The sequence below is a fragment of the Peribacillus simplex NBRC 15720 = DSM 1321 genome (assembly GCF_002243645.1).
Taxonomy (GTDB): Bacteria; Bacillota; Bacilli; order Bacillales; family DSM-1321; genus Peribacillus; species Peribacillus simplex.
In genome coordinates this window covers 2498847-2520438 of the sequence record NZ_CP017704.1, presented here as the reverse complement: position 1 = coordinate 2520438, position 21592 = coordinate 2498847, and the positions used below count along the sequence as shown (strand labels likewise).

At 41.0% G+C, this 21592-nt stretch carries 22 protein-coding genes; all 22 read left to right on the top strand.

Going from position 1 to position 21592, the window contains the following annotated elements:
* Positions 1-66: 66 nt before the first annotated feature.
* The gene (locus BS1321_RS12005) at positions 67-243 is read left to right on the top strand and encodes a small, acid-soluble spore protein, alpha/beta type (RefSeq protein ID WP_034316340.1); all 177 of its coding nucleotides are present in this window, start codon (positions 67-69) and stop codon (positions 241-243) included.
* A 323-nt stretch (positions 244-566) separates the two neighbouring features.
* On the top strand, positions 567-1436 hold the full coding sequence (gene ispE / locus BS1321_RS12000) for a 4-(cytidine 5'-diphospho)-2-C-methyl-D-erythritol kinase (protein WP_063235907.1): 870 nt from the start codon (positions 567-569) through the stop codon (positions 1434-1436).
* Positions 1437-1497: 61 nt separating this feature from the next.
* Positions 1498-2322 carry a pur operon repressor gene (gene purR / locus BS1321_RS11995; protein ID WP_063235908.1) on the top strand — a complete coding sequence of 275 codons (825 nt, stop codon included), beginning with the start codon at positions 1498-1500 and terminating at the stop codon, positions 2320-2322.
* A 13-nt stretch (positions 2323-2335) separates the two neighbouring features.
* On the top strand, positions 2336-2710 hold the full coding sequence (locus tag BS1321_RS11990) for a RidA family protein (protein WP_063235909.1): 375 nt from the start codon (positions 2336-2338) through the stop codon (positions 2708-2710).
* Between the two features lie 193 nt (positions 2711-2903).
* Entirely contained in the window at positions 2904-3200 is a 297-nt protein-coding gene (spoVG, locus tag BS1321_RS11985; RefSeq protein WP_034316332.1) for a septation regulator SpoVG, read from the top strand.
* A gap of 636 nt (positions 3201-3836) precedes the next feature.
* Positions 3837-5210 carry a bifunctional UDP-N-acetylglucosamine diphosphorylase/glucosamine-1-phosphate N-acetyltransferase GlmU gene (gene glmU, locus BS1321_RS11975; protein WP_063235911.1) on the top strand — a complete coding sequence of 458 codons (1374 nt, stop codon included), beginning with the start codon at positions 3837-3839 and terminating at the stop codon, positions 5208-5210.
* Between the two features lie 15 nt (positions 5211-5225).
* Positions 5226-6179, top strand: coding sequence for a ribose-phosphate diphosphokinase (locus tag BS1321_RS11970; RefSeq protein WP_057276495.1), 954 nt, complete (start codon positions 5226-5228; stop codon positions 6177-6179).
* Positions 6180-6490: 311 nt separating this feature from the next.
* Entirely contained in the window at positions 6491-7471 is a 981-nt protein-coding gene (locus BS1321_RS11965; RefSeq protein ID WP_063235912.1) for a sulfonate ABC transporter substrate-binding protein, read from the top strand.
* A 13-nt stretch (positions 7472-7484) separates the two neighbouring features.
* A complete protein-coding gene (ssuD, locus tag BS1321_RS11960; protein WP_063235940.1) occupies positions 7485-8657 on the top strand; it encodes an FMNH2-dependent alkanesulfonate monooxygenase in 1173 nt (390 codons plus the stop codon).
* Positions 8626-9405, top strand: a complete 780-nt coding sequence (ssuC, locus tag BS1321_RS11955; RefSeq protein WP_063235913.1) for an aliphatic sulfonate ABC transporter permease SsuC — start codon at positions 8626-8628, stop codon at positions 9403-9405. The genes ssuD and ssuC overlap by 32 nt, the downstream gene beginning before the upstream one ends.
* Positions 9406-9418: 13 nt before the next feature.
* Positions 9419-10171 (top strand): ATP-binding cassette domain-containing protein, encoded by a 753-nt coding sequence (locus tag BS1321_RS11950; RefSeq protein ID WP_063235914.1) that lies wholly within the window; start codon positions 9419-9421, stop codon positions 10169-10171.
* A 161-nt stretch (positions 10172-10332) separates the two neighbouring features.
* Positions 10333-10971 carry a 50S ribosomal protein L25/general stress protein Ctc gene (locus BS1321_RS11945; RefSeq protein ID WP_063235915.1) on the top strand — a complete coding sequence of 213 codons (639 nt, stop codon included), beginning with the start codon at positions 10333-10335 and terminating at the stop codon, positions 10969-10971.
* 259 nt (positions 10972-11230) lie between these two features.
* Positions 11231-11791 (top strand): aminoacyl-tRNA hydrolase, encoded by a 561-nt coding sequence (gene pth / locus BS1321_RS11940; RefSeq protein ID WP_063235916.1) that lies wholly within the window; start codon positions 11231-11233, stop codon positions 11789-11791.
* A 105-nt stretch (positions 11792-11896) separates the two neighbouring features.
* Entirely contained in the window at positions 11897-12127 is a 231-nt protein-coding gene (locus BS1321_RS11935) for an anti-sigma-F factor Fin (protein WP_034316319.1), read from the top strand.
* A 157-nt stretch (positions 12128-12284) separates the two neighbouring features.
* Positions 12285-15821 (top strand): transcription-repair coupling factor, encoded by a 3537-nt coding sequence (gene mfd / locus BS1321_RS11930; protein ID WP_063235917.1) that lies wholly within the window; start codon positions 12285-12287, stop codon positions 15819-15821.
* Between the two features lie 187 nt (positions 15822-16008).
* Complete coding sequence (gene spoVT, locus BS1321_RS11925) at positions 16009-16545, top strand: stage V sporulation protein T (protein ID WP_063235918.1); 537 nt, start codon at positions 16009-16011, stop codon at positions 16543-16545.
* Positions 16546-16767: 222 nt separating this feature from the next.
* Positions 16768-18390: a putative polysaccharide biosynthesis protein gene (locus BS1321_RS11920; protein WP_063235919.1), complete on the top strand. Its 1623-nt coding sequence runs from the start codon at positions 16768-16770 to the stop codon at positions 18388-18390.
* Positions 18383-19855 (top strand): bifunctional methyltransferase/pyrophosphohydrolase YabN, encoded by a 1473-nt coding sequence (yabN, locus tag BS1321_RS11915; protein WP_063235920.1) that lies wholly within the window; start codon positions 18383-18385, stop codon positions 19853-19855. Before BS1321_RS11920 ends, yabN begins: the two co-directional genes overlap by 8 nt.
* Before the next feature lie 23 nt (positions 19856-19878).
* Positions 19879-20142: an RNA-binding S4 domain-containing protein gene (locus BS1321_RS11910; protein WP_034316386.1), complete on the top strand. Its 264-nt coding sequence runs from the start codon at positions 19879-19881 to the stop codon at positions 20140-20142.
* A gap of 75 nt (positions 20143-20217) precedes the next feature.
* Positions 20218-20526 carry a sporulation protein YabP gene (gene yabP, locus BS1321_RS11905; protein WP_063235921.1) on the top strand — a complete coding sequence of 103 codons (309 nt, stop codon included), beginning with the start codon at positions 20218-20220 and terminating at the stop codon, positions 20524-20526.
* Positions 20523-21155, top strand: coding sequence for a spore cortex biosynthesis protein YabQ (yabQ, locus tag BS1321_RS11900; RefSeq protein WP_063235922.1), 633 nt, complete (start codon positions 20523-20525; stop codon positions 21153-21155). The genes yabP and yabQ overlap by 4 nt, the downstream gene beginning before the upstream one ends.
* Before the next feature lie 13 nt (positions 21156-21168).
* Positions 21169-21555, top strand: a complete 387-nt coding sequence (locus BS1321_RS11895; protein WP_063235923.1) for an FtsB family cell division protein — start codon at positions 21169-21171, stop codon at positions 21553-21555.
* Positions 21556-21592 lie beyond the last annotated feature (37 nt).

The following is a 21592-nucleotide window of genomic DNA, read 5'->3' as shown; positions in this document are numbered from 1 at the left end:
ATGTAATGAAATAGCGTATGATGCAAACACTAGGCATGTGACGGCATGTGAAAGGGGTTGCTTCGCTTGAGCAGGAAAAAAGGGATTATGTCAAATGATCTTAAAGAGGAATTGGCTAAAGAACTTGGATTTTACGATGTTGTCCAGAAAGAAGGCTGGGGAGGAATCCGGGCTAGGGACGCAGGGAACATGGTAAAACTTGCTATCGAAAAAGCACAACGTCAATTGGTGAACAAAGAGTAAGAAAAAACACTTAATTGTACCATGCCGTCATGTTGACAGAAGCCGGACTCTTTATACAATGTATAGCTCTATTCATTTTTGCTTACATTGTAGTTAAGGAGTCTGGCTTTTTTATGTATCGGTGAATGCTATATGGATATGTAGCAAGTCTTTTGGGGTGCAGGAAGTGGCTGCTCTCCCAAGTACCTACATGTGTCTATTCTCCTCTAAGGGCCAATGTCAGCTTCATTACATTGAAATTACGATGAAAAAACCTTTAGAATATAAACAAATATGATAGAATAGGACAAGAACTTTTAAGAACGTTAAAGTAGGTGGACATATTGAAGCTTATGGAAAAAGCCCCGGCTAAAATTAATTTGGCTTTGGATGTGCTTTTCAAACGGCCTGATGGGTATCATGAGGTGGAAATGATCATGACGACAGTCGACCTTGCTGATAGAATTGAACTAAAGGAAATAACGGGAAATCATATTCAAATTCTATCCCATAATCGATTTGTTCCGGATGATCATCGGAATTTAGCTTATCAAGCCGCATTTATTCTAAAGGAACGTTTTGGGATCAATAAAGGTGTTTCTATAACTATAGAGAAAAATATACCTGTAGCCGCAGGACTTGCTGGTGGAAGCAGTGATGCCGCAGCTACCTTGAGAGGCTTAAATAGACTGTGGAAGCTTGGTCTTTCCATGGATGAACTTGCGGAAATAGGAGCTGAAATTGGCTCTGATGTTTCATTTTGTGTATATGGAGGTACGGCATTGGCAAGAGGGCGCGGGGAAAAAATCACGCATCTTCCTGCACCGCCAAAATGCTGGGTAATCTTGGCCAAACCGACGATCGGCGTTTCGACAGCAGATATATACAAAAGGCTCCAAACTTCAAAAATGGAGCATCCGGATGTACCTGGAATGATTTCGGCTATTATGGATAACAATTATCACGATGTATGTGAGGGGTTGGGCAATGTTCTGGAACAAGTGACATTGCAGTTATACCCAGAGGTTGCGAACATTAAAGATCAAATGAAGACATTTGGTGCAGATTCGGTCTTGATGAGCGGAAGTGGTCCGACCGTTTTTGGATTGGTGGAACATGATTCGCGCATGCAAAGAATTTATAATGGACTTCGCGGATTTTGTGATCAAGTTTATGCGGTCCGATTACTGGGTGATCGAAACAATCTTGAATAGAAACGTACATTAGTGGTATAGTTGCTATATAATATTCGGAATTCACAAAGGGGGTGTCTCAATGAAATTTCGTCGCAGCGAGAGGCTAGTCGATATGACCAATTATTTATTAGAACATCCAGGGGAACTTGTTTCGCTGACTTATTTTGCTGAAAGATACAGTTCGGCAAAGTCCTCGATCAGTGAAGATTTGACAATCATCAAAGATACCTTTGAACAACGCGGGATAGGATCTTTAACAACCGTTCCAGGTGCGGCTGGTGGAGTGAAATATATTGTGTCCATCAAGGAAGAAGAAGCCAATGCCTTCATTGACGGATTATGCGATACGATTGCTAGTCCCGAAAGGCTACTTCCTGGCGGTTATCTATATATGACAGACATATTAGGACATCCGCAAACCGTGAATAAGGTTGGAAGGATAATCGCTTCAATGTATGCCAAGAAAAATGTCTCAGTCATCATGACAATGGCAACCAAAGGGATATCATTAGCATACGCCGTGGCAAATTATTTGAATGTTCCAGTTGTCATTGTAAGTAGGAATAATAAAGTAACGGAAGGTTCTACAGTGAGCATCAATTATGTTTCAGGCTCTTCAAAGAGGATTCAGACTATGGTACTCTCTAAGAGAAGCTTGGTTGAGGGTTCGAATGTATTGATTGTAGACGATTTCATGAAGGCTGGAGGTACCATTAACGGTATGGTCAGTCTATTGGATGAATTTAAGGCAACAGTTGCCGGAATTGCGGTGCTGGTCGAATCCGAACATACGGAGGAGTGCCTTGTCGAGGACTATGTTTCTTTAATCAAGTTGACGCAGGTGGTCGAAAGAGACAAAAAAATTAAGGTCAGCCGTGGGAATTATTTTACGAAAAAGGAATAGGGGGAATCATTTCATGAAAACGATACATACGGATGAAGCACCGGCAGCGATCGGACCATATTCACAAGGCGTCATCGTGGATAAGTTATTTTTCAGTTCAGGACAGATCCCACTTACTGCTTCTGGTGAGATGGTAACAGGGAATGTCAAGGAACAAACACACCAGGTCTTTAAGAATCTCCAAGCTGTATTGAAAGAAGCTGGGGCTTCATTGGAAACTGTCATTAAGGCTACAGTATTCATTAAAAGTATGGACGATTTCGGTTCGATTAATGAAATATACGGAGAATATTTTTCTGGTCACAAACCTGCTCGCTCTTGTGTAGAGGTTGCTCGGCTTCCTAAAGATGCACTAGTGGAAATAGAAGTGGTAGCGCTCGTTAAATAAACGGGCGTTTTTTTATTTTTTTAAAGGTAATTCGTAATGGGTAATTTTCCTGTAATATAAGGGCGATTTTTAGTGTTTTTGAAAACTAGGCTGAATTTTCTAAAAAAATTACAGATAATAGAAGGAGTTCACGTTTTTTTGTTGAATATGTACTTTAAGTTTTAACAACAACAAAAAGGGATGGTGAGCTTAAATGGAAGTAACTGACGTAAGATTACGCCGGGTGAATACGGATGGTCGTATGAGAGCTATCGCATCAATTACACTGGATAATGAATTTGTGGTTCATGATATTCGTGTGATCGACGGAAACAATGGTTTATTTGTAGCAATGCCAAGTAAACGAACTCCAGATGGAGAATTCCGGGATATCGCTCATCCAATCAATTCCTCGACACGCGGGAAAATTCAAGAAGCTGTCTTGACAGAATATCATCGATTGGGAGAACTTGAAACTGAATTAGAGGAAGCTGGAGCAGGTGCTTCTTAAAATAATCTTACTTTTAAACTTTAAATTTATAATTCGTGCATCTAGAGCCTACTTCATAAGTAGTGCTCTTTTTTATTTATTCAAAAACAGATAAGTTTAGAACTTATCGGCTCATCATACAGACATTTGCTTTAATAAATTGTTAAACTTACGTTGTTATCTTCAAAATTTTAAGTACCCGTCCTTTTTATTTTTTAAACCTTTTTTGCTCTACCTGATATTGAAATTCCTGTAGGATTTAGGGGATACCACTTACTCCATACATCTAATGTGCTGAAGGTGAAATAAACCGGCAACCTGATTTCGGAATGGGATTTAACAAGGGTGAAGTACTCCCAAATGGCTTGTACATAGGGCATGGCGCGATCATGGCAGTGTTTTGGGATAATGGGGGTGGCTGGTGTTATAAAGGGGAGGAGACATGTTTTCTGTATTATGCTGTTAATGAAAATGACATCGACCATGATTTAAATAATGCTAAAAGGTCCAATAATAACATTTGTAAGCCTGTAGGAATTTGAACTTTTTTCACCAAATTGGTTGACAATTATATGTACTTTTAATTGTTACCTTGAAAAGAATCACTATTTGAGATAATATTTTTAGTGGATAAAAAGGTGAAAATGGAGGCCTGTTATGAGTAATCGCTATGCAATAATATTGGCCGCTGGGCAAGGTACTAGGATGAAATCTAAGCTTTATAAGGTTTTGCACCCTGTTTGCGGGAAACCAATGGTACAACATGTTATCGATCAAGTCAATCAACTTCAAATAGAAGATATTGTAACAGTCATCGGCCATGGTGCTGAAAAAGTTCAAGAACAACTTGGTGATTCATGCAAGTATGCCTTACAAGAACAGCAATTAGGTACGGCACATGCTGTAATGCAAGCGGAAAGCGTTTTATCCGTAAAAAGTGGTACGACCCTTGTTATTTGCGGTGATACGCCTCTGATTAAAGCGGAAACGATGAAAGAGCTTATAGCATTGCATGAGCAAAGTCAGGCTAAAGCAACAATCTTAACAGCATATGCAGATAACCCTGCTGGCTATGGAAGGGTCCTTCGCGGTGAAGGCGGACTTGTAGAAAAAATCGTCGAGCATAAGGATGCCTCTGATGAAGAAAGATATGTTAAGGAAATAAATACCGGTACATATTGCTTCGACAATCAAGCATTATTTAGCGCGTTGAAAAAAGTTTCAAATGATAATGTCCAAGAAGAATATTACTTACCGGATGTTATTGAAATTTTAAAACGGGAAGGCGAAGTGGTGACGGCCTTCCAATCCAGTGATTTCGAGGAGACATTGGGTGTGAATGACCGCGTGGCTTTATCGCAGGCTGAGCAAGTTTTACGGAAACGCATCAATGAAACTCATATGAGGAATGGTGTAACGATCATCGATCCGCTTACAACGTTCATTGAAGCGGATGTGCAAATCGGACAGGATACAGTCATTAACCCTGGGTCATTCATTAAAGGAAAAAGTATTATCGGGCAGGATTGCTTGATTGGCCCGAATACGGAAATCAGTAATTGTGAAATTGGTGATGGAACGGAAGTCCTCCAATCGGTTGTACACGAAAGCAGTATTGGAAGTTTTGTTAAAATCGGTCCATTCGCACATGTTAGACCTCAATCAGATATTAAGGATTCCGTTAAGATCGGTAATTTTGTCGAAATTAAAAAGACCGTTTTTGGCAAAGGAAGCAAGGCCTCACATTTGAGTTATATTGGTGATGCAGAGGTTGGGGAGAATGTTAATATAGGCTGCGGATCTATTACCGTGAATTACGACGGGAAAAATAAACATTTGACGAAGATTGAGGACAATGTCTTCATAGGCTGCAATTCTAATCTAGTTGCACCTGTGACAGTAGGAGAAGGAGCATATGTAGCTGCTGGGTCAACCATCACGCAAGATGTACCGCAGGAAGCCCTATCCGTTGCACGGGCTCGTCAAGTTAACAAAGAAGATTATGTCAAGAATTTGAAATTTAATAAATAACCGACGGAGGTCATCATGTCAAATCAGTATTTAGATCCTAATTTAAAAGTATTCTCTTTAAATTCAAACTTCGATTTAGCTCAGGAAATTGCTGCTGCAATCGGTGTTGAACTTGGAAAATGTAGCGTAACAAGTTTCAGTGACGGTGAAGTTCAGATTAATATTGAAGAAAGTATTCGTGGCTGTGACGTTTACGTAATCCAATCGACAAGCCAACCAGTCAATGAAAATTTAATGGAACTTTTAATTATGATCGATGCTCTTAAACGTGCTTCAGCTAAAACGATCAATATTGTAATGCCATATTACGGTTATGCCCGACAAGATCGTAAAGCGCGTGCGCGTGAACCGATTACAGCTAAACTTGTCGCAAATCTTTTAGAAACGGCTGGTGCCCACCGTGTTATCACTTTAGATCTTCACGCACCACAAATTCAAGGTTTCTTCGATATTCTGATCGATCACCTTGTTGCTGTTCCGATTTTAGCTGATTTCTTCAAGGAAAAAGATCTAAGTGATATCGTCATCGTTTCCCCAGATCATGGTGGTGTAACACGTGCCCGTAAAATGGCCGATCGCCTAAAAGCACCGATTGCCATTATCGATAAGCGCCGTCCAAGACCGAACGTGGCTGAAGTCATGAACATCATTGGTAATATTGAAGGGAAGACAGCAATACTGATTGATGACATCATCGATACTGCAGGCACTATTACACTAGCGGCCAATGCCCTTGTGGAGAATGGTGCTAAAGCAGTGTATGCTTGTTGTACACACCCAGTCCTTTCAGGTCCTGCCATCGAAAGGATTCAAAATTCAACGATCAAGGAATTGGTCGTGACTAACTCGATTGCCCTATCTGAAGATAAGAAAATCGATAAAATTACTGGACTTTCTGTAGCACCTTTGATTGCAGAGGCGATTATTCGTGTGCATGAGGAACAATCAGTCAGCACATTATTCGATTGATAACAAAATTAAACAAAACACGGCGGGCCTTCGGGCTCGCCGTATTTTTGTTTGGAATTTTCGGAAAATATTTAATTCTTAGTTGACAGATGAGAATAGTAATAATAAAATGGCTATACAAATTCAATTCAAATTCATGTAATTAAAAACTGTACTAACGCAAGTGCATACTGGTTAACGCCGATCGGACTACCGAAGGCTCCTTTTAACTTACCATTGAACATTAGGCATCATTTTGCCCTATTGTCCTATTGGTGAAGTGAAGGAGCCTTTTATTTTTATATAAATAGTTTAAGAAGGGTGTGCAGAATATGAAGAAAAAACGAAAGATATGGCTCCTGTCCATTTTCAGCATCTTCATGCTGATAGTGAGTGCATGTGGGCAGGAAAAGAACAGTTCCACAAGTGCTGACGCAAAAGAATCAGATAAAACCATCCGAATCGGTTATCAAAAATTCGGGACATTAAATATTTTAAAATCAAAAGGGGAGCTGGAAAGCCATTTAAAAGAAGTGGGGTATACGGTCGATTGGACTGAATTCCCTGCAGGACCTCAACTGCTTGAAGCCTTGAATGTCGGCAGCATTGATTTTGGGCACACAGGGGAGGCGCCACCGATATTTGCACAAGCAGCCAATGCACCACTTGTCTACATTGCTAATCAGCCGGCAAACCCTTCGGGAGAGGCTATAGTCGTGCAAAAGGATTCACCCATTAAAAATGTGAAAGGTTTAAAAGGTAAGAAGGTTGGCTTGAATAAAGGTTCAAATGTTCATTACCTATTGGTCAAAGCGTTAGAGGAAGCAGGCCTTACTCTTGGTGACATTCAGCCCGTATACTTGCCACCGGCTGATGCGAGAGCTGCTTTTGAAGGAAACCAAATCGATGCCTGGGTAATATGGGATCCATTTTTATCAGCGGCGGAATTGGAACTTGAAACGAAAACGATTCAGGATGGAGAAGGACTGGTGGCGAATCGGGAATTCTTTTTGGCAACTGATTCATTTGCCGAGAACGAAGAGGCTTTGAAGATTATCAAAGAAGAACTGATAAAAGTTGATAAATGGATTGAAGAAAACCCAAGGGACGTCGCTGAGTTTCTATCTCCGGAAATTGGAATGAGTGTGGAGGCATTGGAAAAAACATTAAATAGAAAGGAATATGGACTTGAGGAGATTTCCAATGGGGTTTTGGATGATCAACAAAAGATTGCCGATACGTTTTACAATCTTAAATTAATCCCAAGCAAGATTAATGTTTTGGATGCATCTGCAGATGTTAAAAAAAATTAAGGGGGAAATGAAAATGAAAGTATTTTGGTTTTTACCATCGCATGGGGAAAGTCGCTATTTAGGATCGACAAAGGGAGGGAGGGCAATCACGCTACCTTATTTAAAACAAATAGCACAGGCGGTTGATCATTTGGGTTTTGAAGGGGCGTTGCTTCCAACAGGTCGGTCTTGTGAGGATGCTTGGGTAGTTGGTTCTTCATTGATTTCCGCAACGGAAAGAATGAAATTTTTAGTTGCAATTCGTCCAGGTTTAATGTCGCCAACCTTAGCTGCGCGTATGGCTTCAAGCTTTGACCGGCTGTCGAATGGCCGTCTTTTGATCAATGTTGTAACTGGGGGGGACCCAGTCGAATTGGCAGGTGATGGCGTGTTTCTAAATCATAAGGAACGCTATGAGCAAACAAATGAATTTCTCGATATCTGGAGAAAGGAAATGTCTGGTGAGAGTGTGGACTATGAAGGGGAGCACCTAAAGGTTGAAGGTGGAAATATTCTGTTGTCACCTGTACAAAAACCGTACCCACCGCTCTATTTCGGAGGTTCATCCGATCCAGCCATCGATATATCGGGAAAGCATATTGATGTCTACTTGACTTGGGGTGAGCCGCCGGTGCAAGTGGCTGAAAAAATTGAAAAGGTACGTAAAAAAGCAGCAGAGTACGGACGTGAAGTCAGATTCGGCATTCGCATGCATGTCATTGTAAGAGAAACGGAAGAAGAAGCTTGGCAGGCAGCGGACGAACTCATTAAATATGTGGATGATGAAATGATTGAAAATTCACAAAAGATTTTTGAACGATTTGATTCAGTGGGACAGAAGAGGATGTCGCAACTTCATAATGGAAACAGGGATTCACTCGAAATCAGTCCAAACTTATGGGCGGGTGTAGGTCTTGTGCGTGGTGGTGCCGGTACAGCACTAGTCGGAAGTGCAGAAAATGTTGCTGCCAGAATGAAGGAATATGAAGAAATCGGAATAGAATCCTTTGTTTTATCTGGGTACCCTCACCTGGAAGAAGCGTACCGTGTTGCGGAATTATTATTCCCTTTACTTCCTGTCGAACAGCTGCAAGTTCCCGTTTCGAAAGCGACGAGTCCATTCGGGGAAATACTGGCAAATGACCACTACCCTACAAAAGGAAGTGAAATTGAAGATGCAGAAAAAGTTAAACAAAAAGTTCAATAGGTTCCACCTCATATCATGGCTTGTGCCCATTCTCCTTTTGGTAACTTGGCAGCTGCTGTCCTTTTGGGGGATTCTGTCGGAACGGATATTGCCTGCCCCGACTGAAGTCTTTCAAGCTGGCGTCACTTTATTGAAAACAGGGGAACTTATAGATTATATCGGCATCAGTGCTCAGCGGGCCTTCATCGGCTTTTTAATCGGCGGGATTATTGGTTTTGTACTAGGGTTGTTAAATGGGTTATCATCCATTGCTGAAAGCTTATTCGATACATCGCTTCAGATGTTGCGTAACATTCCGCATTTAGCTTTAATACCACTGGTGATTCTATGGTTTGGTATAGAAGAAGAAGCGAAAATTTTCCTTGTCGCTTTAGGGGTTCTATTTCCTATCTATTTAAATACATTTCATGGAGTGAAATCGGTGGATAAGGATTTAATTGAAGCGGCAAGGGTTTATGGGTTAAGTGGTTTTTCTTTATTCTGGAATGTGATCCTCCCTGCAGCCTTTCCGTCCATTTTGGTGGGTATCCGCTTCTCCCTTGGAATCATGTGGGTCACATTAATTGTAGCAGAAACAATATCCGCTAATTCCGGAATAGGATATATGGCTATGAATGCCCGGGAATTCATGAGGATGGATATTGTTGTTCTCAGTATTCTCTTATATGCCTTATTGGGAAAAATCTCGGACGTTGCGGCCAAAATAATTGAAAAAAGATGCTTAAAGTGGCATCCATCATACCAATGAGGAGGTCATTAATATGAAAAATGGAAATTCGTTGGAGTTGCAGGGTGTAAGAAAGGATTTTGGGGAGTTTGAAGTATTAAAGGGGATGGACCTCACATTTAAAAAAGGGGAATTTATAGCCATTGTCGGTAAGAGTGGATGTGGAAAGAGCACCTTGCTTCGTCTTGTGGCAGGACTGGAAAAGCCGACGGGCGGGCAGATACTGGTGAATGGAAAGCCATTGAATGGATTAAATAAATCGTCACGTACGATGTTTCAGGATGGAAGGCTTTTTCCTTGGAAAAAAATCCTTGAAAATATTGGTGTTGGATTGAAAGGGGATTGGAAGCCAAATGCTATGGAGTTACTGGAGCAAGTGGGCCTTGCAGATCGAGCAAATGATTGGCCGTCCGTTTTATCTGGGGGGCAAAAACAAAGGGTTGCATTAGCGAGGGCATTGGTGAACCAACCTGACATTCTCCTCTTGGATGAGCCGTTAGGTGCATTGGATGCTTTGACGAGAATTGGCATGCAAAGGCTGATTGAAGAACTATGGAGGAAAAGGGACTTTACTGCCTTACTTGTTACACATGATGTTGAAGAAGCCGTAATGCTTGCCGACCGTGTCATATTAATCGAAGAAGGCAAAGTCGTCATGAATAAGGAAATCAATCTGCCGAGACCACGGAAAAAGGATAGTATTCAATATTCATCACTAGCAGCTCAAATCCTTAACCGAGTGATGCAAGTTGAGGGGGAAATGGAAAACAAAGCGATTCACGCTTGAATTAGAGAAAAAAGATTTTGTAGCGAATTCCTATGTTTACCATATGTTTATCCTCTTTTTGCTCCCTTCGGATTTTACCTTTCATGTTTAATGATTCGCCATTTAGGGAAATGTTAAATATAGAGAAACTTGTAATTAATATTTAGGAAGGCGGAGGATGTATGAGTAATATATTAGCTGCAAAAGAACGTACGGATTCAAAACACTCTAATTTAAGGAATTTGAGAGAAAACGGTGAAATCCCTGCGATAGTATATGGCAAAAAAAATGACAGTACGGCCATTTCAGTCAATAATATTGAGCTTCAAAAGACGATCAAGGAAATAGGCCGTAATGGAATCATTTCTTTGGAATTGGAAGGTACGAGTTATAAAGTCATGCTCTCTGACTATCAAAAGGATCCAATAAAGAACTCCATTTATCATGCAGACTTTTTAATTGTAGATATGTCCGCTCAATTACAGGCACAAGTTCGCGTTAACCTTGTCGGTGTTTGTAAAGGCGTGAAAGACGGTGGGGTCCTTCAGCAGTCCCTTCATGAAGTGACGGTTACGGCTAAACCTAATGACATTCCTGATTCCATCGATGTTGACGTTACCGAACTTCAGGTAGGGGATACAATCTACATATCCGATATCCAAACGAATAAGCAAGTTACAATCGACAACGATGGTGAAGAAGTCGTTGCATCTGTTTTGGCTCCTCGTCAGGAAGAGGAAATAAGTACAGGTGAACAGCAAGATGGCGGTATCCCTGAAAATGAAGAAGGCAGGGAAACCAAGGCATCACCAGAGTCATGATGTCGGGATTAAACAAGTGAATCGTGATATAATAGGCGTAGCTCTTAATGAGTTACGTCTTTTCAATCTCTGGGTGCATCAATTTAAACCGGACCATTTTTCGGAAATGGTTCCTTTAATTAGGTTTTTTCCTAATTAGTTCTCCGGTCGCTTGCAGGCCAGCTGGAAATTAGGGTACTATTTTTCTAAGGTCAATGATCTTGGGGAAACTTCGTCCCAGCGTAACTCCCTAAATAACCGTAATGACGGAGTGTGAATCATGAAAATTATTGTAGGGTTAGGGAACCCAGGTAAACAATATGAAAAAACTCGGCATAACGTCGGATTTGAAGTAATAGATGAGTTATCGAAAAGATGGTCGATCCCACTTGATCAAGCAAAACATAAGGGAATATATGGAGCAGGAATGGTAAAGGGAGAAAAGGTTTTATTACTTAAACCCTTAACCTACATGAATTTGTCAGGAGAATCCATTTCGGCTGTCATGCATTTCTTTAAGGTGGATATCGAGAATGTGGTCATTATATATGATGACCTTGATTTGCCTCCAGGGAAGCTTCGCCTTCGTCAAAAAGGAAGTGCAGGCGGTCATAATGGGATAAAATCTTCAATTGCCCATTTGGGTACGCAAGAATTCAATCGAATCAGAATAGGCATTGGCCGCCCGATTGGCCGTATTCCGGTATCTGATTATGTATTAGGGCGTTTTTCGCCTGAAGAGTGGGATCATGTCGGGGCAACGATCGAAAAAAGCGCAGCTTCTTGTGAAGCCTGGATTGAAAAACCATTTATACAGGTCATGAACGAATATAACCAATAAGCAGAGAGTAGATATAAGTAAAGAATAATATCTTCCTGTTTCGCTGAATAAAAACCCTCTACTTTTGTACATACTAACACTATTACTAAAATAGGGGGTTACCAAATGGCTCTCCATTATCGATGCCGACATTGCGGAACTAAGCTGGGCTCAATCGAGGCACACTCACTGAGTACGGAGCAGTTAGGTTTTAATCAACTTACCGATGAAGAGCGACAAGAGATGATCGTTTATGATTCTGAAGGGGATATGCATGTAAGGGCGATATGTGAAGATTGCCATGAATCGCTGCAAAGAAACCCTGATTTATATGAAAACGATTATATTATTCATTAGCGGGAGAGGGCTTTGGACAAAATCCAAAGCATTTTTCCGTTTGTCTGGAATACCAGGGCACATCGCCGTTAATAAAGAGGACGCTTGGTGAAATGGCCAAGTTCAAATACAAGGATTTAAAATGTTTTTCGCACGTTAAAGAGAGGGGGGAAAGAAAATGAATGGATTGCAGAACTTGTTCTCCAAACAAGATGATGTTCATTCGTTAATAGCCGGCATCGATGAAGGACTTAAGGAGCAAATCGTCTCTGGTCTGACGGGTTCCTCGAGATCACTATTGCTGGCTTCCGTATATGAAAAGACGAATAGGCCCATTTTATTAGTTACCCATAATTTATTGCAAGCACAAAAATTCCATGAGGACTTATCCAGTTTCATACCCGAGGAAGAATTATATATATATCCAGCTAATGAATTGATTGCGGCTGATTTGAGTGTAGCCAGCCCGGAATTAAGGGCCCAACGTGTAGAGGCATTGAACTTTTGGGCGGAGGGAAAGAAAGGGATTGTCATTGCGCCAATTCCCGGGGTGCGTCGTGTGCTTCCTCCAAAGGATATTTGGAAGAGGCATCAGCTCGCGTTTAATTTAGGGGAAGACATCGAACTTGAAGCAACGCTTAATAAATTCATTGCTATGGGTTATAACCGGTCTGAAATGGTTGCTTCTCCAGGTGAATTCAGTATCAGGGGCGGTATAATCGATATTTATCCGATCACCGAACCTAATCCAATACGAATTGAATTATTCGATACCGAAATAGATTCAATAAGGACTTTTTCAAGCGAAGATCAGCGGTCCATCGAGAAACTCAAGAAAGTGACGATTGGTCCTGTCAGTGAGGCTTTGCTAGAGACGGAGCATATCGAAAGAATCATAACAAGGCTAGAGAGCGGATTAAGTAAAAGCTTGAAGAAACTTAAAGATGAAAAAACCAAGGAACAGCTGGTTCAAACGGTCAGTTATGAACTTGAACAGCTGAAAATGGGGAATAAACCCGACAAAATCTTTAAATACTTAAGTTTAGCGTATGAAGATCCAGCTAGTTTAATAGATTATTTACCGGTAAATGGTTTGGTTTTCTTAGATGAAATCAGTAGAATCCAGGAAATCAATGATTCTTTGGAAAAGGAAGAGGCTGGTTGGTACACGGACCTTTTAAGTCAGGGACAAATTATCCATGATATAAAATTGGCTCACCCCATGCAGGAATTAATAATGAAATCCAGCAGGCCGTTTGTATACCTTTCATTGTTTTTACGGCATGTACCGCATACGAATCCTCAGAATATCCTGAATTTTGCCAGTAAACAAATGCAAAATTTCCATGGACAGATGAATGTGTTCAAAGCTGAACTGGAACGTTGGAAAAAAGGGAAATATACAGTCGTCATACTTGGACAGGATGAAGAACGGGTAAAAAAGCTGCATTCAGTTTTAGCCGATTATGATATAGAAGCAGCAGAACTGTTTAATGCGAACAGCATCCTTCCAGGTAAAGTACAGATTTTACGCGGCAGTCTGAATAGCGGCTTTGAATTACCTATGCAAAAGTTCAGTATCATTACGGAAACGGAATTGTTTAATAAGAAGTCAAAGAAATCAGTACGGAGACAGAAATTATCGAATGCGGAGCGAATCAAGAGTTATTCCGAACTGAAGATAGGTGACTATGTCGTTCATGTTAATCACGGTATTGGTAAATACTTGGGTATTGAAACCCTTACGATAAATGGGGTCCATAAAGATTACCTGAATATTCGTTATCAAGCGGATGACAAATTGTATGTTCCTGTCGACCAAATTGATCTTGTCCAAAAATATGTCGGTTCTGAAGGGAAAGAACCGAAGCTTTATAAGCTAGGCGGAACGGAATGGAAACGTGTCAAAAGCAAGGTTCAATCATCCGTTGAGAACATTGCCGATGATCTAATCAAGTTATATGCAGAAAGGGAAGCGGCTAAGGGCTATGCCTTTTCACCTGATGGTGATATGCAGAGAGAATTCGAAACATCATTCGCTTATAGCGAAACGGAAGATCAATTACGTTCCATAGTCGAAATAAAAAAGGATATGGAACGGGAACGGCCGATGGATCGTTTATTATGTGGCGATGTTGGATATGGGAAGACAGAGGTGGCCATCAGGGCCGCTTTTAAAGCCATAATGGATGGCAAGCAAGTTGCATTTCTTGTTCCGACCACAATCCTCGCCCAGCAGCACTATGAAACATTAAGGGAGCGTTTTCAGGATTATCCCATTTCGATTGGTCATATGAGCCGTTTCCGGACTAAAAAACAGCAAACGGAGACGATTAAAGGCTTGAAGGCCGGCACGGTGGATATAGTGGTTGGCACGCATAGGATTTTATCCAAAGATATCGTGTACCGCGATTTGGGGTTGCTTATCATTGATGAAGAACAGCGCTTTGGCGTTACACATAAGGAAAAGATCAAACGGTTAAAAACTAATGTGGATGTACTGACTTTGACTGCGACGCCGATTCCGAGGACTCTTCATATGTCCATGTTGGGCGTGAGGGATCTGTCTGTCATCGAAACACCGCCTGAGAACCGATTCCCGATCCAAACTTATGTCATGGAGTATAATGGCTCGTTGGTAACGGAAGCGATAGAACGGGAATTGGCCAGGGACGGTCAGGTTTATTTCCTTTACAATCGGGTAGAGGATATAGCAAGAAAAGCAGAAGAAATTTCCATGCTGGTGCCCGATGCCCGTGTCACCTATGCTCATGGGCAAATGTCAGAGCAAGAACTGGAAGCCGTCATGTTCGGCTTTTTAGAAGGTGAATATGATGTTTTGGTAAGTACAACCATTATAGAGACGGGTGTTGATATCCCGAATGTTAATACGCTTATAGTGAATGAAGCTGATAGAATGGGACTTTCACAGCTCTATCAGCTGCGTGGCCGTGTAGGGCGATCCAATCGGGTGGCATATGCATTCTTCACTTATAGGAAAGATAAAGTGTTGACGGAAGTAGCAGAAAAACGTCTTCAATCCATTAAGGAATTTACAGAATTGGGTTCAGGGTTCAAAATCGCGATGCGTGATTTATCCATCAGGGGAGCTGGAAACATTCTAGGGGCTCAACAACATGGCTTCATCGATTCAGTTGGTTTTGATCTGTATTCACAAATGTTGAAAGAAGCGGTAGATGCGAAACGTAATGACCAACCAGCCGAAGAAAAGAACAACCTGGAAATTGACGTTGAAGTTGATGCTTATATCCCTGATGCCTACATAATGGATGGACATCAGAAAATAGAAATGTATAAAAGGTTCAGAGGGATTGCTTCGCTTGAAGAAGTGGAAGAATTACAGGATGAAATGATCGATCGTTTCGGAGAATATCCAGAAGAAGTTTCCTATTTATTCATGATTGCCGAAATGAAGGTATATGCAGAAATGGCCGGAATTGAAAGCATTAAACAATTAAAGCAGGAAATCAGCATTCTCCTTAGGGAAAAGGTCAGCAACGATGTGGATGGACAAAAGGTGTTCGAGCTGGGATCGAAGTATGGCCGTATGGTGGGCTTCGGCATGGACGGCAATCGAATGAAGCTGGTCCTGCACATAAAAGGCGTAGAACAAAGCAAGTGGCTTAATATCTTATTTGAGATGGCCAAGGGTTTACAGTATGTAAAAAAAGAGACGCAAGCCACAAAAAACTGAATTGAATGATTGTCCTCTCGAAGAAATTTTTTTAGGTACCATGGTAAAAAAATGCAACAAAAAGAAAAATTTTTTCAAAGTGCATAGAACTTACCATTAGAAAAATACTAAGTACAATAGCTGGTGATGATTTTGCTGCAAAATGAGGATTTATCAAATCAATTAGATGAAAGTGAGGCAACATTAGATGAAAGCAACTGGTATCGTTCGCCGAATTGATGATTTAGGAAGAGTCGTCATCCCGAAAGAAATTCGCAGGACCCTCCGTATTCGTGAAGGAGATCCACTGGAGATATTTGTAGATAGAGATGGGGAAGTCATCCTAAAGAAATACTCTCCTATTAGTGAATTAGGCGATTTTGCAAGGGAATATGCAGAAGCACTTTATGATAGCCTTGGAAACCCAGTTATGATTTGTGACAGGGATACTTACATTGCAGTGGCAGGCGGCTCCAAAAAAGAATACTTAAATAAAAGCGTTAGTGAACTAGTGGAAAAAATCATGGAAGAAAGAAATCCTGTCTTGGAGTCTCCGAATGGACAAATTTCATTCGTTGATTCCAATGATGAAGAGGTTCAATCTTATACTGCAGCTCCGATCATTGCGAGTGGCGACCCGATTGGTGCCGTCTTGATTTTCTCTAAAGATAGTACCATTGGTGAAGTGGAACAGAAATCTGTTGAAACAGCAGCGAGTTTCCTAGCTAGACAAATGGAACAGTAACCTTGGACATGCCATTATATTTTTAAAGGTGAAAAGGGCAGCAATCGCGCTGTCCTTTTTGCTCTTTCTAAAAGGTTAACCGGATGGGGGCAGACATAAAGTGGGGGAGAATATTCTTCGAGGTGAATATGGAAAAAAATTAACAGTATGGCTGGGATTGAAAAATAACCATTAGAATTATGCTATAATAACTACCACATATGAGTGAAAAGGGGAAAAAGAATGGCTGAAAAGCCTTATAAAACATCAAATGAACTTTTTCGAGGTGCGCTGATTTTGAGCGTAGCAGCGATTATCGTAAAAGTATTGAGTGCGGCCTATCGCATACCTTATCAGAACATTGCGGGTGACATCGGGTTTTATATCTATCAACAGGTTTATCCCTTCTACGGTGTTGCTTTTACATTATCAACACTTGGCTTTCCGGTAGTCATATCCAAACTTATTGCCGAACGGGAGTCTTCCAAAAATAACTTTGCAGTCAAGGACATTTTAGTGACATCATTCGTCGTCTTAAGTTCGATAGGAGTCATGATGTTTGCTGCACTATTCCTTGGCGCTGATTGGATTGCAGGATGGATGGAGGATCCGCATTTAGCCGGTCTGCTGAGAATCGTTGCCTATTCCTATTTATTAATGCCGATTTCATCTGTTTTAAGAGGCTATTTTCAAGGAATAAACGACATGTTACCGACGGCAGGTTCGCAGGTCGCTGAACAATGCATCCGTGTATTGACGATACTTGTGCTTTCCACAATATTCGTGTATCTTGGCTACTCTCCTTATATGGTCGGCAAGGGGGCAGTCTTCGGTTCGATTACCGGCGGCATAACTGGCCTGGTACTGCTTATTGCTTTCGTTATTTTAAGAGAAGAATGGAAGCTTTTTTTACGAATGAGAATCAAACCGGCAAATTTCATCAAAATTTCCAAGGTCCTGATTTTCCAAGGTTTGGCCTTTTGCATAACTGGCTTGATCCTCATCTTGTTTCAGTTCGTTGATTCACTGCACCTGTATTCCCTACTAAGGGAAACGGGTATGGGGGAAAAGGAAGCCAAAGAATGGAAAGGGGTATATGACCGTGGACAGCCTTTACTTCAGCTAGGTACAGTCGTGGCCAATTCTTTTGCATTGGCGCTTGTACCTGTAATATCCGGATTCGTTCAGAGGAACAATGAACATGAATTATTGAATAAGATTAAGTTGGTGCTTCGTGTAAGTGCGACGATAGGACTCGCTGCCGCGATCGGGCTGGTGGTGACGATGAAGCCTGTCAATCATATGCTGTTCATGGATGCCAAAGGGACAATTACTTTAGCAATTTTCTCTTTATCGATTTTATTCACATCCCTCATAATGGCAGAAGCGGCAGTAATTCAAAGTTTAGGCTATTCGTTCGTACCGGTGATCATTACGATTGTGGGGGTGGGCAGCAAGTGGGCTTTAAACCTTGTTCTAGTTCCCCATTACAAAATCGCGGGAGCAGCCTCGGCAACAGTTCTTGCATTTATGATCATGACTGTATTATTTTATGCGGTTTTGAGAGTACATATTAAAAAGGCATTAATTGAAAAGAATCACGTGTTAATAATCTTGAAGAGTACGGTTTATATGGGTACGGCGGTTGTTTTATTCAATAGCTTATTCGAATTGATGTTTTCAGGCGAGAGCCGGTTGTTAGCTACGATCCAAGCTTTGGTCGGTGTAGGGATCGGTGCAGCCGTTTTTGTGATGACCGCCATTCGTGCAGGCTTATTTGGTGAAGAAGAACTTTCACTTATACCCGCAGGTTCAAAGCTTAAGCGATTTATAATAACGAATAGGAGTATACGAAATCATGAATGAGATTACGATAATAGGCCTTGGTGCAGGGGATTTAGATCAGCTTCCACTAGGGATTTATAAAAAATTGATACAAACAGAACAATGTTTCGTAAGAACGATCGATCATCCGGTAATCGGAGATTTGAAAAGGGAAGGAATCAATTTCACGGCGTTTGACGGGATATATGAAAAGCACGACCAATTTGAAGCGGTATATGAAGAAATTGCCGGAACATTATTACAAGAGGCTTCAAACCGTTCCGTTCTATACGCGGTACCGGGGCATCCTATGGTTGCGGAAAAAACGGTTCAGCTTTTGCTCGAAAAGAGTCCGGCTCTTGGAATAGCCATTAAGCTGGAAGGCGGGCAAAGTTTCCTTGATCCATTGTTTCAGGCTGTTAAAATCGATCCGATTGAAGGGTTCCAGCTTTTGGATGGAACAGATCTTTCCCCGGATGATTTGCACATTACCCAGCATATGATAATCGGACAGGTGTATGACGCATTCAGTGCATCCAATGTGAAGTTGACTTTAATGGAAAAACTTCCGGATGACTACGAGGTATATATCGTTACAGCGGCAGGCAGCAGTCAGGAAAAAGTGACAAAATGTGCTCTGTTCGAGCTCGACCGTCAGATGGAGTTAAGTAACTTGACGAGTGTTTATGTCCCGCCTGTTAAAGAAGAAACGTTACAGTATCGGGAGTTTTCTAAGCTACGGCAGATCATCGCAGAACTTAGAGGTCCTGACGGATGTCCTTGGGATAAGAAACAAACTCATGAAAGCTTGAAGAAATATCTAATAGAAGAAGCGTACGAGCTGATTGATTCCATCGATGAAGAGGACGATGAGGGCATGGTTGGTGAACTTGGGGATGTCCTTCTCCAGGTGATGCTTCATTCACAAATCGGTGAAGATGAGGGCATGTTCACGATCGATGATGTGATTGAAGGCATTACGGCGAAAATGATTCGACGCCACCCTCATGTATTCGGAAATGTTGAAGTGAACGGCGAAGAAGATGTATTAGTTAACTGGCAGAAAATTAAAGAAAATGAAAAAGGGAGCGAAACAAAAGCTCTGAAATCCATACTGGATGGTATTGAGAAATCGCTGCCAAACTTACTTCGAGCCGAAGAGTATCAAAAAAGGGCTGCGAAGGTCGGATTTGATTGGGATGAGGTTTCCGAAGCCTGGAAAAAGGTCAGGGAAGAAGTGCAGGAATTGGAAGAGGAAATATTAAGCCCGAACAGAGATGTCGAAAGAATAAAATCAGAGCTGGGCGACCTCTTTTTTGCGCTTGTCAACATTTCACGTTATTATGACATACAAGCGGAAGAAGCCGTCTACAAGGCAAACCAGAAATTCCACCAGCGTTTTACATATATAGAAGAGTGCATTCAAAGGGCAGACAAAAAGTTTGAGGATTATACATTGGAAGAATTGGATTCATATTGGGATGAAGCAAAAGCTAAAGGACTTTAATTAAGGGAGAGATTTGAATGTCGATGAGATTGGATAAATTCCTAAAAGTTTCAAGGTTGATCAAGCGCCGCACACTAGCGAAGGAGGTTGCGGATAAAGGGAGAATCACGATTAACGGACAACAGGCCAAAGCAAGTTCGAATGTGAAAGATGGCGATGAGTTGACTGTAAGATTCGGTCAAAAGCTGGTTACTGTACGTGTCGATAAAATTCAAGAAACGACGAAAAAAGAAGCGGCTGCAGATATGTATACTATCGTAAAGGAAGAAAAGCTAGCGGAGGAGTAAGGACAGGCTTGGTTCTAATTCCACTCTTACGGACATACACTTGTACAAAATCAGTGGTACTGTGAGGGATGAAAAATGAGCCAATATATTGATCCGAATGCTGGTTACACAAAAGGAACGATCCAAGAGCACGATGTAACGATGAAAGGCCGCCGTTTACTTGATATTACCGGTGTCAAACAAGTTGAAAGTTTTGATAATGAAGAGTTTCTGCTCGAAACGTCAATGGGATTCTTATCTATCCGGGGCCAAAACTTGCAAATGAAGAATTTAGACGTTGATAAAGGCGTCGTTTCCATTAAGGGAAAGATTTTCGACCTTGTTTATTTAGATGAGCAATCTGGGGAGAAAGCTAAAGGCTTCTTTGGCAAATTGTTCAAATGACCTTAACGATCCAATTTTATACGTTGCTTGCGATGATAGGCATGGGCAGTGGCTTTGGAGCTGCCCTGGATACGTATAGCCGGTTCCTGAATCGTTCAGAAAGGAAAAGGTGGATTGTATTCATCCATGACTTCCTTTTCTGGATCATCCAGGGACTCCTTATTTTTTATGTTTTGTTTTTAGTGAATGAGGGAGAGTTTCGCCTCTATTTATTTTTGGCCTTATTATGCGGTTTTTCAGCTTATCAAGCACTTTTCAAAGGTTTCTATCAACGTTTTTTGGAGATTTTGATAATACTTGTGATAAAGTTGGCGAGATTTATAACGCATTCGGTTCACATGCTGATATTTCTACCGATAAAATGGGTAATAGTATCTGTAATAGCCATCATCATTGGGATAGGTAAGTTCGTTTTAGCATTATTAAAATGGGCGGGGAAACTTCTTCTCTTTATTTTGAATATATTCTGGAGGCCATTAAAATGGATTCTGACTTATATATGGAATTTATTGCCGGTTTTTGTTACGAAAAACGTCGGGAAGTTTTATAATAAAGGAAAAGGGATTTTATTGAAAATAAAGAATTCTATATTTAGAACGCTAAATGGATGGAGAAATAAAAAGAAATGAGGAGCGATAAAAAATGAGTAGCCTGCGTAAAAGGAAAGTGGCAAAAATAGAAAATCCCTACGTCGCTCAACAAGAGAAAAAAGTACAAACCGTAGAAAAAAAGAAGCGTGGTCTTATGCGTAGATTAACTCTTTACTCAGTTTTCGCCGCTGTCTTTTTGATTTTTGCCGTTTCCACCCTCATAACGCAAAATGTTGCACTGGATGAGAAAGTTAAACAGAAGGAAGAATTGAAGGGAAAGTTAGCTGAATTGAAAAAAGACGAGACCCTTCTTAAAGAAGAAATCGTAAAGCTTAATGACGACGACTATATAGCGAAAATAGCCAGACGGGATTACTTCTTATCTGAAAAAGGCGAAATCATTTTTACCCTTCCAAAAGGGAAGGAAGATAGTGACTAATATTGACACTGTTTTTTTACTTTCGTTATAATATAGT

Coding starts and splice junctions, on each gene's coding strand:
- BS1321_RS11990 (WP_063235909.1), top strand. CDS start 2,336: ATGAAAACGATACATACGGATGAAGCACCGGCAGCGATCGGACCATAT.
- mfd (WP_063235917.1), top strand. CDS start 12,285: ATGAATGGATTGCAGAACTTGTTCTCCAAACAAGATGATGTTCATTCG.
- BS1321_RS11950 (WP_063235914.1), top strand. CDS start 9,419: ATGAAAAATGGAAATTCGTTGGAGTTGCAGGGTGTAAGAAAGGATTTT.
- BS1321_RS11970 (WP_057276495.1), top strand. CDS start 5,226: ATGTCAAATCAGTATTTAGATCCTAATTTAAAAGTATTCTCTTTAAAT.
- glmU (WP_063235911.1), top strand. CDS start 3,837: ATGAGTAATCGCTATGCAATAATATTGGCCGCTGGGCAAGGTACTAGG.
- ssuC (WP_063235913.1), top strand. CDS start 8,626: ATGCAGAAAAAGTTAAACAAAAAGTTCAATAGGTTCCACCTCATATCA.
- BS1321_RS11965 (WP_063235912.1), top strand. CDS start 6,491: ATGAAGAAAAAACGAAAGATATGGCTCCTGTCCATTTTCAGCATCTTC.
- yabP (WP_063235921.1), top strand. CDS start 20,218: ATGAGCCAATATATTGATCCGAATGCTGGTTACACAAAAGGAACGATC.
- BS1321_RS11945 (WP_063235915.1), top strand. CDS start 10,333: ATGAGTAATATATTAGCTGCAAAAGAACGTACGGATTCAAAACACTCT.
- BS1321_RS11895 (WP_063235923.1), top strand. CDS start 21,169: ATGAGTAGCCTGCGTAAAAGGAAAGTGGCAAAAATAGAAAATCCCTAC.
- BS1321_RS11910 (WP_034316386.1), top strand. CDS start 19,879: ATGAGATTGGATAAATTCCTAAAAGTTTCAAGGTTGATCAAGCGCCGC.
- spoVG (WP_034316332.1), top strand. CDS start 2,904: ATGGAAGTAACTGACGTAAGATTACGCCGGGTGAATACGGATGGTCGT.
- ssuD (WP_063235940.1), top strand. CDS start 7,485: ATGAAAGTATTTTGGTTTTTACCATCGCATGGGGAAAGTCGCTATTTA.
- BS1321_RS11935 (WP_034316319.1), top strand. CDS start 11,897: ATGGCTCTCCATTATCGATGCCGACATTGCGGAACTAAGCTGGGCTCA.
- purR (WP_063235908.1), top strand. CDS start 1,498: ATGAAATTTCGTCGCAGCGAGAGGCTAGTCGATATGACCAATTATTTA.
- spoVT (WP_063235918.1), top strand. CDS start 16,009: ATGAAAGCAACTGGTATCGTTCGCCGAATTGATGATTTAGGAAGAGTC.
- BS1321_RS11920 (WP_063235919.1), top strand. CDS start 16,768: ATGGCTGAAAAGCCTTATAAAACATCAAATGAACTTTTTCGAGGTGCG.
- pth (WP_063235916.1), top strand. CDS start 11,231: ATGAAAATTATTGTAGGGTTAGGGAACCCAGGTAAACAATATGAAAAA.
- yabN (WP_063235920.1), top strand. CDS start 18,383: ATGAATGAGATTACGATAATAGGCCTTGGTGCAGGGGATTTAGATCAG.
- yabQ (WP_063235922.1), top strand. CDS start 20,523: ATGACCTTAACGATCCAATTTTATACGTTGCTTGCGATGATAGGCATG.